This is a genomic window from Mesorhizobium sp. M1E.F.Ca.ET.045.02.1.1 (genome assembly GCF_003952485.1).
Classification (GTDB): Bacteria; Pseudomonadota; Alphaproteobacteria; order Rhizobiales; family Rhizobiaceae; genus Mesorhizobium.
The window spans coordinates 4,189,196-4,204,177 of record NZ_CP034447.1 but is presented as its reverse complement, the minus strand read 5'-3'; the positions used below and the strand labels follow the sequence as shown (position 1 = coordinate 4,204,177).

Here is a 14,982-nt window from a genome sequence, read left to right as displayed (position 1 = left end):
GTCTAACGCATCGCTCGTCGAACAATCGCCGGACCGATCTCGGCAAAGGGTGCGATCGCCGTCCCATCGACGAGTTCGTGCGGCATCAGCTTGAGGCGAACCCGCATGCTCGTGTCGCGGGGCATCGCCTGACACCAGGCGCAAAGGCAACTCAGCCCGTCGGCATGGACGCGATTGTAGATATCATCCAGGGGCTCCAGGGGCTGAATTGGGCCGGCCAGATCGCGGTTCGCGACTGCGGCTGAGCAGATATCCATGCCGAGCGCCGCCTGCAGGGCAGCCGCTTCGCGTCCAGCAATGACTGCGGCGATGCTGCTGGCCTGGTAGATTGCGCCCGAGCGAAGCGCAAGCTCCTCCAACTCCTCGCCCGACGACAGGGCGATCGCCCGATCCACGTCGTCGGCCGGTTCGTCGACGGTGCAAGAAAGCCCGTAATGATCGAGCAGAAGCTTCGACAACCGCTCATGCAGGCGCTGCGACTGGCGCATTCGCTCGCAGGCTGCCTCGCCGATCGTGCCACCGAAACAGTCCGCGAGCCGGGCGGCATCCGCGTAGCTTGCGGGATTGGATATGAACGCATGCCAATCCGAACTGGCGGCAGTTTGCGTCGGGGCAGTCTGGATCATGTCTCTCTCGCCGGCCTTGCGACTGTGTCGAGCGCATAGACACCAGGCCGCCGATACCACTGGACATAGGCCAGCCGGGCAACGAGCGCGAATATGGCCGCCGCCATGCCGTAAAACAGCCACATCGCCGCGGCGACGCTGTCCGGATGCAGCCAAAGACCAAGGAATGTGGTGAAGCCCGCTTCGCGGGTTTCCTGTTCGGGAGGCGGCGCGGCCACCGGAATGAGGGTCACGGAGACATTGTCGTAGGTCAATCCCGCGATGCCCTTGGCCACCAGCATCTTGACCTGAGGGATCAGGTCGTTCATCGGCACCGATGCGCGATGGCGGATGAAGACGGAGGCGGATGACGGAACCAACCGCTGTCTCAGCGGATCGTTCTCGGGCAGCACAAGGTGGACGCGCGCGGAAAGCACGCCGTCGATATCCGAGATCGTCTGCGACAATTCCTGGCTCAGGCCATAGATCATCGTCGCCCGCTCTTCCACCGGCGAGGACACAAGCCCGTCCCGCTTGAACACCTCGCCCAGCGTCTGGAATTCCTGCTTGGGCAATCCGCTCTCGTCGAGAATTGCCATGGCTTCGGCGAAACGGTCCTTCTGCACGGAAACCGTCATTTTGTCGTCCTTGCCGGCTTCGCGCTGGGCCGGTATCCCGTGACGCACCAGCGTGGCCACGATCTCGTTGGCCTGCCGCTGGTCGAGGTTGGAATAAAGCTCCTCCGAGCAGGCCTGCAGCGCAAGCATGCCGATGATTGCGAACGCCATGCGGAACCGGGCACCGCATCGATTGATTGGCGTTGACCGCAGCGGCGGGATCATTGTGCGCACGAACACCCCGTCGCGTTATTGCTGCTTTATCAGCGTGCTGGTGGACGACGTCACCGCGGTCACGCTGCTCGTGACGACCTCCAGATTGGCGGCCGCCCACATCACGGAAATGGACCGTTCGAGGAGCTGCTCGGCATTCTTTGCCGGACCGTCATCGCTTTCCCTGCCCGGCGGAGCCGCCTTGCCGGGATCCTGCATGGCGGCTTTTTCAGCGTCTGCGGGGACGTTCGCCTGGCCAAGGGCCTTCTGGACCTGTTGCATGGTGCCTTCCAACGACTGCACCGCGGAACCAAGCAGCGCCGATGGATCCGTGAACGTTCCGCCTCCCGATTTCTCCACCTCCGCCAGATAGTCGAAGAGCTTGCGCTCGACGATCGGCTCGGTCTTGTCCGATTTGGACGATTGCCCGGCCATTGCGGGATTGGCGCCGGAGGATGCCTGCGCCACCTGTTGTCCTGCCGGCGTGTTGATATCGCCGCGCTCAGACGCGTTGACCTTCGCGGCGTCATGCTTTTCCTGGCTGGCGCCGACCATTCGGTTGCCCGGCTGCGCCGCCGCGCCGGCGGTGATCTGCTGCTGCGAGGTCACGCTGGTCGTCAGGGTTGCGAGCGTGGCTTCCAGAGCTCCAATCGGTGCGATTTGCATGAACCTGCCCTCCCGCTTCCTAGTTCGTTTTGCCCGGCGGGACATTTTGCGCATCCGCCTGCTTTCCGCGGAAAACGCGGACCGAAACGACCTTGCCTGAATCCGGGCCGGAATCCGGCTTCGTGTCGGACGCGGCAGGCGCTCCGAGCGTCTTGCGGACGAGCTCGACATAGGATGGCGGTCCCGACACCGAGACGACATCGTCCTCCTTGGAAACCTTTATCGGAAACCTTGGATCGATGACGCCCAGCCGTGAAAGCCGTTCTTCCGCATGCGCCGCCGCGTTGGCATCGAGCGGGATCATCTCCGTCTGGACTTCGGCTTCGGTCGCGACATTCATGACGATGCCGTCGAAATGCCAGACCAGGCCGTATCGGTTGCAGATCTCGTCGAGGAATTCGCGGGCCGTCCCGACCGGCATGCCGGCGCTCAGGCGCCCTTTGACAAGCTTGCTGACCCGCATGGGCGTGCGCATGTTGCGGCCTAGCTCGACCAGCGCGTCCGTCACCGATTGATCGACAGTGATGTATTTGTACGGCCCGGCAGGCCAGCGCGGTTCAGCGGCGTTCGCCCGCAGCGCATCTCCGAATACGAGGACCGCCGCAAGGCCGCCAATGACGATGGCAGCCTTGGCGCTCGACAGAAAATCCGCATGGCAGGTACCGCGTCCCGTCAACATTGGTCCCTATCGCAGGCGGCTGCGAAAGACCCGCATCGCCCGCTTCATGGTTTGCCCGCCGGTTTCACTCTATCGCGCGCCTTGGAGAATTGGAAGTCCAATTGGATCGCGCATATGAATTCGGTGCCAAATGTTGCGAACGATCTCCAAAGCGATATGGTGCGCGCTGGAATCACCGGTTCGTGATCGCCGGTTCGATGCCTGGACGCAGAAGGGATTGACCTCGGTGTCACTCGCGAACTTGGATGCTCCCGCCAGTTTTCCGGGAAGCGGAAGTGTTGTCGCCCTGCGCCCTAACTTGGCGCTGGGTTCGTCAATTGTGCTTGCCGCCGGTTTGATTGCCGCCATGGTTCCGGCGCAGGCGCAATCGAACAGCGGTTACGACCCCCGAAGCTGGACTTACGATCCGGCCAGAAATGTGCTGGTCTCCCCTTCCGCTCCCAATGCTTCCGGCCAGGCTTCGGAAGAAGAAAGCCGGCACCAGTGGTCGCCAATTCCCAGGGAGATCGTGCATTTCAGCGAGGCTCAACCGAATGGATCGATTGTGATCAACACTTCAGAGCGGCGCCTTTACTACATCCTTGGGAACGGCAAGGCGCTGCGATACGCGGTGGGCGTCGGCAAGGAGGGGCTGGAGTGGTCCGGCCGCGACACGATTTCGAGCAAGAAGAGCTGGCCCGATTGGCGGCCACCTGCCGAAATGCGATCCAGGGAAGCATCGAAGGGCCACTTCCTGCCCGTGCGTGTCGAGGGAGGAACGAACAATCCGCTGGGCGCACGGGCCCTGTATATCGGCAAATCGCTTTATCGCGTCCACGGCACCAACCAGCCATGGACGGTCGGACAGGCCAACTCCTCCGGTTGCATCCGCATGACCAATGAGGACGTTATGGATCTTTACGACCGCGTAAAGGTTGGCGCGCAGATCATTGTGCGTCACTGATCGCTCGACGCCCTACCCTGGAGTGACCGATCCTCGTGATACCTTTCAACATCAAGCAGATCGAAACCTTTCTCCTGGTGGCGACCCTCGGAAGCTTTCGAAAAGCGGCCGAGCGCCTGAACACGACGCAGCCGGCGGTATCCACCCGAATCGCCGGGCTGGAGAAAGCGCTGGGCGCCAAGCTGTTCGAACGCCACAGCGGCACGGTCAAACTGACGGCCGAGGGACAAAGGCTGCTGCCGCCGGCTCAGCGTGTCCTGCACGTGGCGGAGCGGCTGCAGCTGATGGCCAACTCCCTTTCCGAGACTTCGGAAACGGCAAGGGTGCTACGGCTTGGGGTCGCTGAAACGATCGTGCACACCTGGCTTCCGGATTTCCTGAAGGAACTGCAAGCAAGCCATCCGCTTGTCGACACCGATATCGTCGTCGATGCGACGACGACCCTTCGCGGCGAGCTCATGTCACACCGGCTCGACCTCGCGGTGCTGATGGGCCCGGTCCTGGAATACAGCATCGAGAACGTCGAGATGCCTTCATTTCCGCTCGTCTGGGTCTGCTCGCCGCGATTGGAATTGCCCGACCGGAGCAGGCTGACGCTGTGCGACCTGATGCAGTTCCCAATCATCAGCTACGCGCGAACCACGAGGCCCTACAGCGAGCTCTACCACAAGCTGAGCAGCGAGTTCGAGGAGACGCCCCGCATATTCCCGGCCAGTTCGCTGGCCGCATCGGTCAAGATGACCCTCAATGGAATTGGGATTGCCTCGCTCCCGAGGGAAGTCATCCGCGACTACACCGCGAGCGGCAAACTTCGGATCGTCGACTGCGAATGGCATCCCTCCGACTTGCAGTTCACCGCCTCTTATGCCTCCAACCCGTCAAACCCGCTCGCCGGGCAGGCCGCCAGCCTGGCGGCCACCGTCGCGCGCGCATATGCGGCGAAAACCGGCAAGACGCAGTAAGCCGACGGTCGAAGCCAAGCCGTTTTTCTCAGCCGATCGAAGCGGCCGGAAGATAGATGCGATCGCCCGAGAAGATCATGTCCGGGCTTAGGATATGATCCATATTGAGCACCACCGTCTCCGCCACATCCGCTGAATGGGTCTTGGCGATCAGGCGAATGCTGTCGCCGTCTTTCACCTCGACCCACTGGTAGCCGTCTTTCTCCAGCGTCGGGTTCGTGCGGCCTTCGGGATTGCTGCGGCCCTCGGGATGAACCTCGACATAGTCGCCGGAAACCCAGCCGCGATGCATTTTGCCGTCCGGTCCGAAACCTTCGACAGGTATCCATGCCTCTCCTGATGGATCGGTGGCCGGCTTCGCGGTCTGTTCGACGAACGTGCCGGGCTGCAGAACCGTCACCACGGCCGAATCCTCGTCGGGCTGCGCCCGCAAATTCAGCCCCTCATCCGCCGATACCACGAGTTGCGGGAGGTCTTCGGGCGGGGTTTTCGGCTCACCGGGACCATCCGAAGGATCATCGGGTTGCTGCGACGACGCATCGCCATCGCCATCCGGTTTTTTCGGATCGGCTGGAGGGGTCGTCGCCGCGCCCTTCCAAGGCTCCGCGAGCAGGGAGTCCAGCGAGAAGAGAAGCATTCCAATGCCGAAGGTGATGCCCAGGGTCCATCGATCCAATGCAGCCCATCGTTTGTCGGACTTTTGCGCCGCCGCGATATCGGCATCGGTTCGCGGCACCGAACGGCGATTCATCTGGTCCGTTCTGTAGGCCGACGCCCAGAACTCCGCGCAGCCGAACGTGAACATGGTGCCGGCGACTGTGGCGATCGGCGCCGGCCAGGAGTGCAGCGTATAGACGGCGCAGCCAAGCACATAGCCGGGTCCGGCCAGATATTCGGCCAGGTTTCGGATCACCGGCCTGCCGGTGAACGATTGCAGCATCGACTTCGTGCCATAGACGACGTTGCCGAGCGAGAACGTGCTGTTGACGACAATATCCTTGCCCTGGATCATCCCGGTCGCGGCGCCTGGCGCCGCGGCAATGAATGTGGCTCCGCCGAGCGCGTTGAGGAACCGCCCGAACGGCTTGTGATTCGCGGTTGCGTTGGGGAAGATCGCCTGCGCGCCGAAAACGAAGCCTCGCACGCCAAATGCCACCGCTCCGGCGGTGGCGGTCCAGGTCGGCGGCAACGAGCTCCACAACACGTAGGAGGTGGTCGACATGCCGCCGAAGGTGGCGAGCGCCTGGGCGTTTTCCCGCATCCTGGCATGGCTCAGCGCCAGATCGACGCTGGCAGCCTGATCCGGCGTCATCGCCTTTTTGTGGGTCGCCCGGAACGTCGTCAGTTGCAGCACGGACAGCGCATTCGTCTGATCCCCGCTCATCCACTCGAACTGCTCAGGCGTGAACTTGCGGAATTGGCCGGGGCTCATTTCCTCGAACTGTTTTGGTGTCACCGCTTCGATCTGCTTCTGGGTCAGAGCTTCGATGTGGTGGATCGTGAAGGCCCCCCATTGATCGCGGGTCAGCACCGGGATCTGCTTCTCGGTCAGCCACGGCACCTGCTTGGGATCGAGCTTCGCAACGTCCAGGGACCCGATCATGGTTTCAGGGATCGCCTGAACCTGGCGCTCGCCGAGATTCTTCAGCAATCCAGCCTCGCCCAGATCCTCGAACTGCTGTGACGTGAACTTCTCGACCTGGCTGGGCTTGAACCACGGAACCTGGCGCGCTTCCAACGTCGACATGTCGACGAACTTGACCTTGTCTCCTTTAATCGCCTGCACCTGTGGTTTCGTCAGGTGAGGCGTCAAACCGGCCTTGCCGAGATCCTGGAACTGCTGGTTGGTCAGATTCCGGATGTGGCCCTCGGTGAGCCAAGGAACCTGTTTCCCGTCGAGTCCCGCGATGTTGACGTAGCGTATCTTTGCCTTCGGGATACCGCGCAGTTGGCTCTTGGTCAGATAGGGCAGCAAGCCGGCCTGATCCATGTCGCGGAACTGCTGTTCAGTCAGCTCGGCCACCTGCTCGCGCTTGAGCCATGGAATCTGGTTCGGCTGGAAATCGCCCATGACGAGATCCGGCACCTGGTCAAGCGGGGTCGCTCTGACGCCATCTCGGGTGAGTGCATGGTTGGCGGAAGCACCGCGTATCCAAGGCAGGACAACGGCTTCGCCGGTGTTGGAATCGTACACCAGTATGTGCGTCTTGTCCGCCACCTCCGGAGCGTCGGCAGGCGCGCGCGGCCCGTCTGAAGGTGGCACATAAACCTGTTCCGGCCCCCTTGGTTCGGTGCCCAGCATTGCCGCGATGATCACCTTGCCGCTCTCGTCCTCGAGCCGCAGGGTTTTGCCCGGAGCGGCTTCGGTTGTTGCCGATTGCGGCCGCCGCGCTGTCGCGGCGGGTGTGTTGTGTCCGAAGATGTTGCCGATGATTCGCGCGTCATCGAGCGCCCGCTGCAATTCAGCGGAAGGCGGCGCATCGAGGAAGACCCAGCGAGGTTGATAGCCCGAGTTCCCGTTGCGCAGCGCGACGTCCTTGTTGATCTGCTCCTGCAGTTTTGGCGTGAGCGGAACTTCGCGCATCTGGGCGGCGCCGTTGATAGTCGTCCAGCGGTGGTAGGTCTTGACCTCGATCGCCTCGATTTCGTCCTGGCTCTTGAAGACAGGCGAATCCACATATCGCCCACCTTGGCCAACGACAGGATAGGGACCATTCGGATTGGCCTCGATCGGGAAATGCGCCTCTCCAGGCGATCCGTTGAGCTCGCGTGTGTAAACCTCGCCGGCCTTCCACTTTTCAGGTTGCCGCATGTTGCGGACCTGCTGCAGCGAATATGTCGTTGGAGGCGCCGCCTCGATGGCCTTCGGGACCGGCCTTGCGTCCGGTGGCTCACCCTGCGGCTGTCCTTGACCGCCCGGCACATGGTCCTCGGAGGCGCCGCGTATCCACGGCAGGACGTATGCTTCTCCCGTCTCCGGGTCCCGGAACAGAATATGCGACTTGTGCACCAGTTCCGGTTCGTCGCCGCGCGCCTGTGGCCCGTCGGCCGGAGGCACATAGACATTCTCCGCGCTCTTTGGCTCGGTGCCCAGCACTGCGGCGGTGATCACGTTGCCGCTCTCGTCCTCAAGCTGCAGGGTTCTTGGCTGGCCGACTTCGGCTGCTGTGCCGGTCTCGGCGGAAGCTGGTTGCCTGGCCGACGCCGCATTGGCGGCGCCGGCGGCCGCGGGCACTGGCCGTCGAAACGCAAGAGGCCTGGCTGGAGGCGAAGCAGTAACCCCATTCTCACTATACCAGCGTGCAAGCGACTGCTGCTGGTCGGATGGTGCCAGATAGATAAATTCCGGCGGAGGCATCTCGGTTGGTTTTGCCTGTGTCGCTAGGAAGTCACGGACGGCGCTCATCGCGCCAGGTGGAATGAAAGCTTCGTCCTCAAGCGACAGCAACGTGGATTGGCGGAACGCCTCGATCTCGGCCTTCTGACTGGGTGTCGCGGTGGTTTCGATTTCATCCAGCCATTTTGTCAACGACGCCCGGCCGCCTCTCGGAAATGCGAGACCTCCCCCCTTGTCGGCGCGCTGGTCGAGTTCATGCAACCAGCGTGGAACCGCTATTTCCACAGGCAGTTTATCGTCGAAGGTAAATTCACGTCTAACGAAGTCGGCTTTCGCGACGATCGGGGCAACGTCAGGCAAATTCGTTCGGTAAAAGAACCTGATCTCGCCCGTGAACGCCAATGGGAATTGGAGGAACGGGACCGAGGGCACGCGAAACTTGAGGGCCGGGCTCCGCAGCGCAATCGTGACATCAAGTGTCGACGCGACAGCCTCACGCTTGCCAAAAAGGTTGATATAGATCGGACCGCCCGAGCGAACGTAATGATTGTAAGGCGCAGGCAGTTTGCGCAGTAAAATGCGATCCGGACTTGGCAGGAATTTGTGGAATGCCTCGTTGACGATGACCTCGAGCCGGCTTGCGCCGGCATTCCACACACGTCGGCTTCTTCCAGTGAGATCGACAATTGTCTCTCCCAGCGCCAATCCGGGAACAGCAGATTGCCGCATCCCGCTTTTTGAGCCGGGAATGAACAATATCGATTTCTGGGCGTCGATTTCTCCCGACTCGACCAGTCCTCGGATCGTGCTCATGTCAGGATTGTCGGCAAGAGCCTCCGCCGTTTGTTTGTCTTTCACGACGAACTGGGCCCTCAAACGGAGGCGGTCAAGTACTCCCTTGTTTGCGTCGACGAATTCTGAATTGACGACCGTTCCCTCGGGCAATGTCGCGTTCATCGCCACTTCGTAGCGCTTCTCGATGCTTAGCAAACTCGTCAGATAATATTTGTCTTCCAGATAAACCTTCCGATACGGAACGTCGCCGTCGAACTCATAGAATTCTGTCTTGCCGTCCGCTGTTTGACGGAAAAAGTCGCTTTCACCGTCGCTCAAGATGGCCGATTTTGAGCGAAGGGCGAGGCTGAAGGTGAGCTCCACCGCCCAACCCTTGTTCCCTGCCGGACCCTCGACACGGGCAGAACGCGGCATGACCGTGAAGACAGAATCCGAGCCGTCGCCGAACAGCCCTCGATGTGCCGCGTCGAGAAGATCCTCCCCTTTGAATTGAAAGGCGGTCTGGCGCTGAACTTTGAGGCCGAGCTGTGCGAGCGTGATATTGCGATGCTCGTTGGGGCGAATGGAGATTCCCAATTCCTTGCCGAAAATGTAGCGTACCGGTTCGAGCGACCGGTATTTGATACTGTCGGCAAATGACTGCCAAAGGGCACGATAACTGGTGCGTGTTCCGAACCCGACCATGTATGACCGCCAGGTCGGGTTTCCCAGCTGGAATGCCTCCGGCACACCCGGGATCGAATGGACAGCGAGGTTTATCGGATCGGAATTGAACCGGACGCGTCCGAGCGCGGATATCCTGAAATCTCCCCAATTCCGCTGTTTGGCCGGCTTGCCGCCCGCGGGCGGCTCGCCGCCGGGAGCCGCGCTTTCGTCCACCGTGCTGCGCAGCGTTTCTGGAATACCATTTGGACCATAGCGCTCGGCCAGCTCACGGCTGGAATAATAGCCTTTCTCCTGCTCGTAACGGGTCACGAGTTGTTCGGTGGTCAAGCCGTCGAGATAGGCGGAAGGTGTCTTTGGGTCCTTGCCGCTTGTGTAGACGTAGCCGCTCGTGTCTCGTTCAGGCATGCCGGTGAAACTGCGCGTCTCCGGGTCCCATATGAGGCGCACAGGTCCGTCTGTCACGGTCGGCTCGCTCGACAACACGATAATAGGATCGCCGTCAGCGGGAATGGGCGAGCTTCGCTCGGCCGAGCCATCCAGATCGCGGCCCAGCGGCATCGTCGGATCGTCGCCGGCCTCACCCGTCTTGATCAGTTCTCCAGGGATCACGGGATGGTCGGGATCGTGGAAGACCAGTTTGTCGGTCGGGTGATAGACGCCGTCGGGGCCTAGCTCATGCAAGACCATCGGCCGCGACGGCTGGCCGTCGCCCGATGGATCACCCTTGTCACCCGTGGGTGGCGGCGGGTTCCGACCCTCCGACTCGCCGGCCGGCAACGCGCGCTGACCGGTTGGATCTGGCGGTGGAAAGCCCGACGCGGGAGTCCCGTCGCCGCCCCGAGGGCCGGCCGCTCCAGGCATATTGTTCAGCAGCGAACGACCGCCCAGGCCCGTGCCGACCGCGCCGGTACCGATGCCCAGGATGGCGTTCGCAAGTTCAGCAAATGACATTTCGCCGCCATGCTGGGCCAGATCCTCGGCCGACCTGGCAAGCACCGGAACACCAGTGACAACGCCTCCGGCATCAAGGCCCCACGCAACGGTATTCAGCCTGCTGCCGCTTTGCAGATAGCTCGCTGCCTGCTCGGCATAAGAGGATTGCGTTACGTTTACGCGGAGTTTGCCAATGCCCCAACTGGCGTCGCTCATGCGCGCCATACCGAATCCGCCAGCGAAAGCCTCGGACGTGGACAGGCCGGCCCTTGCCAGGCCGAACGTGCGCAGGGCACCGGCTCCTACGGGAAGGAACGCAGTCACGCCGGTCGCGATATTCCAGGCCGACTGACTATCGAAGTCGCCGCCCTGAAGCAGGTGCTCACCTTCCTTGTAAAGCGTCTTGCCGCCAAGAGCTGCGCCGGAGGTGATCGCGATAGGGATGGCCCATTGACCGCCTGGCACGAACGAGACGATGGTGGCGGCGCCGGCAACGATGCCAAGACCGATGTCGGTGGCCTTGTCCCAGAAATCCACCTTGCGTCCGTCGGCGACCTCCACTTCGTCGAGTGAGAATCCATCGGCGCCGAGTTTCATGTCGCCGTCCTTGGCCAGGATCAGCTTGCTCTTGTCACTGAAGATGCGATTCTCATGCTGGAATTCGTCGAAGCTGCCGTAATATTTGCCGGAGCTGTCGACATAGCCGATTTCCTTTCCGTCGCTCTTGATCGCGAACAATGCCGTCGACGATTCCATCCCACCATCAAGCGAGAAGATCGGCACGACCTTGACCTCAGCGTTTTCGCCGGCGCGGTCGGTGATTTCCCCGGTGACCTTCGCCACCCCCTCGCTTGACTGGTCGAGACCAAGTGCCCGGGCAACCGTGCTGCTCAGTTCGCCGGGCTTGTATTGCTTGTAGTCGCCTGTGAACCCGTTGTCATACAACTGCTTGAGCTCGACCTGGTAGCTGGCCAACGCCTGATCCTTATGCTCCTTGAAGTAAGTGTCTTTGAGTCGCGCCTCGTGTTCCTCGTTGCCATCCGTCAGAAGCTTGGGGTTGCTTGCATAGAAGCCGTACCAGTCGCGTGCCGCCACCATCGCTGGGCGGACATCATGTTGCCATGTCTCCAATCGGTTCTTTTCGGTTTCTGCCGAAGCCCTGTCGATTTCCGCAGCCGCTACTTCGGGATGTACCCACAGCCACTGCCCACCCATCTCGATCCTGACCGACTTGCCGCTGGCACCGATTGCGCCCGGCCCGTCCTTTTCGTAGGCGGCGGCAACCTCCGGTGCGACCCACAGATCGTGACCGTTCACCGTGATCTTTACCGGCTTTTCGCCAGGCTTAAGCGTGCCGGCAGGCGCTTCGACGGTTCCCCCGCCATGCTCGGTAATCGCCTTGTCGCGGGCCGTCGTGGCGTCGACCAGCTTGGTTTTCGCATCTTGCAGCTGTGCATCGAACTGCTCGACCTGCACGCCGATGATCTTGGATTTGGCGGCCGCCAGCGCCGATTGCGAACCTGTTCCATGGGGCGTGCAGACCGGCGCCGAAGCCGAGCTTTGCGTCGACGCCAATAACTGCTGCCACTGCTTGTTGAGCGGATCGTTGCGGAAATCGTCCCTGATATTCTTGTCACCGCGATCGTAAGTCAGGGCATATTTCAGGACCGGCGTGTCATTGTTGTTATCGTCGAGGAAAACATCATTCTCATAGGTGTTTACGAGATAGAGCTGCCCGTTTTCCTCGATAACTTTCTGCGATTTCAGTTTGCCGGTGTACTCACCCGCTGCGTTCGTGTAGCCGTCCCAATCAAAATGATGCGGATTTCTCTGCATCGCTCGCGCGACCAAGGCTTGCTTGATCGGCTCGGCCTTGACGGCAAGATCGGCCGCATTTTTTTGCGCAACTCCAAATTCCGCATACGCCTCGGCCAGTGTCACCTGGCTGGCCGCCGGCGCCTGCAGCTTTTTCAGTCCGTCAAGCCTGCCCTTGATTTCGGCATATTCGGGGCTTCCCGGTTTGGCCCCGGCGAGCTCCAGCTCAGTCGTACCCACCATCTGGTCGATCGTGGCCTTATTGCCCCGCGCAGTGTGCAGCGCCGCGTTGATGAAGAGCTGCGTGACTTCAGCGTGCTCGGCTTTGCCCTGCAGGTTGATTTGCTCGCGGGTAGGCCCGCCGGAAGTCCCTACGGCCGGCTTGCTCGGATCGCTGAGCACCGGCAGGGTTGCCTGCTTATCAATAGCATCAAGAAGGCTCTTCTCGCCCTGCTCGTACTCGGCCCTGGCATCGCTGGCACTCTGGAGCATGTTGTTGGCGGTGGTCAGCCGCTTTTGCGCGTCGGCCAGCGTGCCTTTCGGCTCCGGGGCCTGCCATTGCAGCCCATAAGGCGCCAAGACCTTGTCGAGTGTCGTCTCGGCACTCTTCATGGCTCCCTTGTATTCGGGATCCAGCGCATAGACGTCGAGCTGCGCCCCGCTCTGCTCAGGCTTTGCCTGTGCTTCGCCGAGGCGCGCTATCACGGCGTTCTCGGCGGCGATCGCCTTGGCAACTTCCGGATCGAACCATTGCCAGCTCCCGTCGACCATCAGCGGCACCCATTTGCCGCCTGACGGAGCCGTAGCCGACGGCGGCTCGCCGAACGGGCCAACCGATGTGGCGCTGCCGTCGAGATTCGGTGTCGCCGGCTTGCCGCCGCCATATTTCTTGATCGCATCCTTTACTGCTTGCTGCTTGTCCGCGGCTTCTTGGGCAAGCTCGGGACTTGCCCCGCCGAGCACACCTTCCAGAGTCGTCTTGAGAACCGTGTCGGTCTTGGCCTGTTCGGGATCTTTGCTCTGCGGGTTGATTGCCAGCAGCAGTTCGGCCAACGCCTGCTGCGCCGTGCCAACCTCGATCTTCAGGTCGGAGCCGGTGGTGTCGTTATGCAGCGTCATGCTGCCATCGGGCTTGGTGGTCAGCGTATAGCCGTTGAAGGTGACCTCCACGGTCGTGCGCGTACCGTTTTCGATGGTAATTTTTTCGCCCGTGTGGATTATGTTCGGGTTGCGCGACGAACCGAAAAGGTCCGGATTCGTCCGCCTGAGATCATCCAGCGACACGCCATATTTCCGCGCGATCAGGGTCAGATTGTCGTTCGGCTTGACCTCGTACTCGACAGGCTTGCCGCCATTGATCTTCTCGGTGGTGGTCGTCGTCACCCGGCCGTCCTTGTCGGTGACGATCTTGGTTTCGGTTCCTGTCTTCGGATCGACGATCGTGGTCGTGGTCTCGCCCGTCTTGGTATTGCGGACGCTGTTGCGGGTCCCCCCGTTGCCGTCGACGGATTGCGACGTTTCCTTGCCGTCGGCCGTGGTCACGACGGTGCGTTCGTCGTGCTGATAGTCGTAGGAGTAGACCGTCTTGTCGCCGGTATGCGGATCGACGATCTGGACCGACTGCACGTCGCCATTGTCGCTCGTCGCTTGCTGGGTCGTGACCTGATATCCGGCGGCCTGCAATTCGGCGATCACCTGTTCGTTGGTGAGGCCGTTTTCCTTTGCGATCTGGTCGATACTTTTTCCGTCGGCGAGATCGTGTTTGATGTCCTTCGTGGTGGTCCCTCCCGGATCCTGGGAGTACGCCAATATGGTTTTGCGGCCATCCGGACCGGTGACGGTGGTTACAGGCAGCGATGGCCCTTGGCCAGGCGTCACCGTTTCCACCGAAGCGCCATTGGGCAGCGAGGTCCGCTCGGTGACCGTGCCCGTCCCAAGATCGTCCTCGTACCGCGTCGTGATGGCGCCGGTGTCGGAATTGTAGCTGCTGGTCTCCTTGCGGCCGAGCCCGTCGCGGACCGGTGAGGTGGTCGCTGCCCCGTTGGGTTGTTGCTGGACGCTCGTATAGTAGCTGTCATGCTGGTAGTCGTAGTATTGCGTGACCGTGCGGCCGCTGGCATCGGTGATCTTCGTCGTCTGCACGTCGCCATTGCCGCTGGTCGGGTCGGTGGTCGACACTGTCATCCCGCCAGACCTCAGCGCGGCGATGACCTGTTCACGCGTCATGCCGCGGGCCGATGCGATCTGGTCGATGCTTTTGCCGCCCGTGACGTCGTTGACGATATTGCGGGCCGTCGCCGCTTCCGCGGCATTGTCTTCGGGCGTGCCGCCGTCGAGCTTAACCGGCGTCACGGTAGGCCCTAAAAGGTCCGGCTGTTGGTAGAGGGCGGGCACCACCGTCGTGCCATTGCCGGAGGTGCCGGTGCTCGCATTCACGATTTGCAGGTTCGGCGCTGTCGGAACTACGGCTGGCGGCGGTGGTTGAAGCGAACTCAGCTCCGTATTCACCTGTGACAGCTGTTGGCGGGCCTGTGCCGCCCAATCGCGCTCGCCCATCCTGTTGGCGAGCCGGATCTGCTCCCGCAGTTGAGCTGCCTGCGCTTCCAGCCGCGCAATCTGCGCGGCGTTGGCCTTGGCATCGACCTTTTGCGGCTGGACCGGGGGCTTGGCGGGCGTGATCGGGCGAACCATCTGGACGACCTCCGGAAATCACTGTTGGCGGCAGCCTTGCCGCCGTCACGCCCGCCCGAT

At 61.7% G+C, this 14,982-nt stretch carries 7 protein-coding genes; 2 read left to right on the top strand and 5 right to left on the bottom strand.

Translation table 11 applies throughout. The features are described from left to right. Positions 1-2 precede the first annotated feature (2 nt). From EJ070_RS20260 to EJ070_RS20245, 4 genes are all read right to left on the bottom strand, one after another. Positions 3-626 (bottom strand): SctK family type III secretion system sorting platform protein, encoded by a 624-nt coding sequence (locus tag EJ070_RS20260; protein ID WP_126092910.1) that lies wholly within the window; start codon positions 624-626, stop codon positions 3-5. Then, on the bottom strand, positions 623-1,393 hold the full coding sequence (gene sctJ, locus EJ070_RS20255; protein ID WP_126092909.1) for a type III secretion inner membrane ring lipoprotein SctJ: 771 nt from the start codon (positions 1,391-1,393) through the stop codon (positions 623-625). The genes EJ070_RS20260 and sctJ overlap by 4 nt, the downstream gene beginning before the upstream one ends. Before the next feature lie 78 nt (positions 1,394-1,471). Next, positions 1,472-2,146: a hypothetical protein gene (locus tag EJ070_RS20250; protein WP_126092908.1), complete on the bottom strand. Its 675-nt coding sequence runs from the start codon at positions 2,144-2,146 to the stop codon at positions 1,472-1,474. Beyond that, the gene (locus EJ070_RS20245) at positions 2,121-2,780 is read right to left on the bottom strand and encodes a type III secretion protein (protein WP_245464638.1); all 660 of its coding nucleotides are present in this window, start codon (positions 2,778-2,780) and stop codon (positions 2,121-2,123) included. Before EJ070_RS20245 ends, EJ070_RS20250 begins: the two co-directional genes overlap by 26 nt. A 130-nt stretch (positions 2,781-2,910) precedes the next feature. Here EJ070_RS20245 and EJ070_RS20240 point away from each other — a divergent pair, with 130 nt between their 5' ends. Beyond that, the gene (locus EJ070_RS20240; RefSeq protein WP_348627507.1) at positions 2,911-3,723 is read left to right on the top strand and encodes a L,D-transpeptidase; all 813 of its coding nucleotides are present in this window, start codon (positions 2,911-2,913) and stop codon (positions 3,721-3,723) included. A 35-nt stretch (positions 3,724-3,758) separates the two neighbouring features. Continuing rightward, positions 3,759-4,685: a LysR family transcriptional regulator gene (locus EJ070_RS20235; protein WP_126092907.1), complete on the top strand. Its 927-nt coding sequence runs from the start codon at positions 3,759-3,761 to the stop codon at positions 4,683-4,685. Positions 4,686-4,713: 28 nt separating this feature from the next. On the opposite strand, the gene EJ070_RS20230 is transcribed toward EJ070_RS20235, so the two are convergent. Next, entirely contained in the window at positions 4,714-14,922 is a 10,209-nt protein-coding gene (locus EJ070_RS20230) for a LysM peptidoglycan-binding domain-containing protein (protein WP_126092906.1), read from the bottom strand. Between the last annotated feature and the right edge of the window lie 60 nt (positions 14,923-14,982).

What these genes read in the sequence shown, in the direction of transcription:
- EJ070_RS20230 (WP_126092906.1), bottom strand. Translation starts at nt 14,922, where the DNA reads ATGGTTCGCCCGATCACGCCCGCCAAGCCCCCGGTCCAGCCGCAAAAG.
- EJ070_RS20250 (WP_126092908.1), bottom strand. Translation starts at nt 2,146, where the DNA reads ATGTCCCGCCGGGCAAAACGAACTAGGAAGCGGGAGGGCAGGTTCATG.
- EJ070_RS20245 (WP_245464638.1), bottom strand. Translation starts at nt 2,780, where the DNA reads ATGTTGACGGGACGCGGTACCTGCCATGCGGATTTTCTGTCGAGCGCC.
- sctJ (WP_126092909.1), bottom strand. Translation starts at nt 1,393, where the DNA reads ATGGCGTTCGCAATCATCGGCATGCTTGCGCTGCAGGCCTGCTCGGAG.
- EJ070_RS20260 (WP_126092910.1), bottom strand. Translation starts at nt 626, where the DNA reads ATGATCCAGACTGCCCCGACGCAAACTGCCGCCAGTTCGGATTGGCAT.
- EJ070_RS20240 (WP_348627507.1), top strand. Translation starts at nt 2,911, where the DNA reads ATGTTGCGAACGATCTCCAAAGCGATATGGTGCGCGCTGGAATCACCG.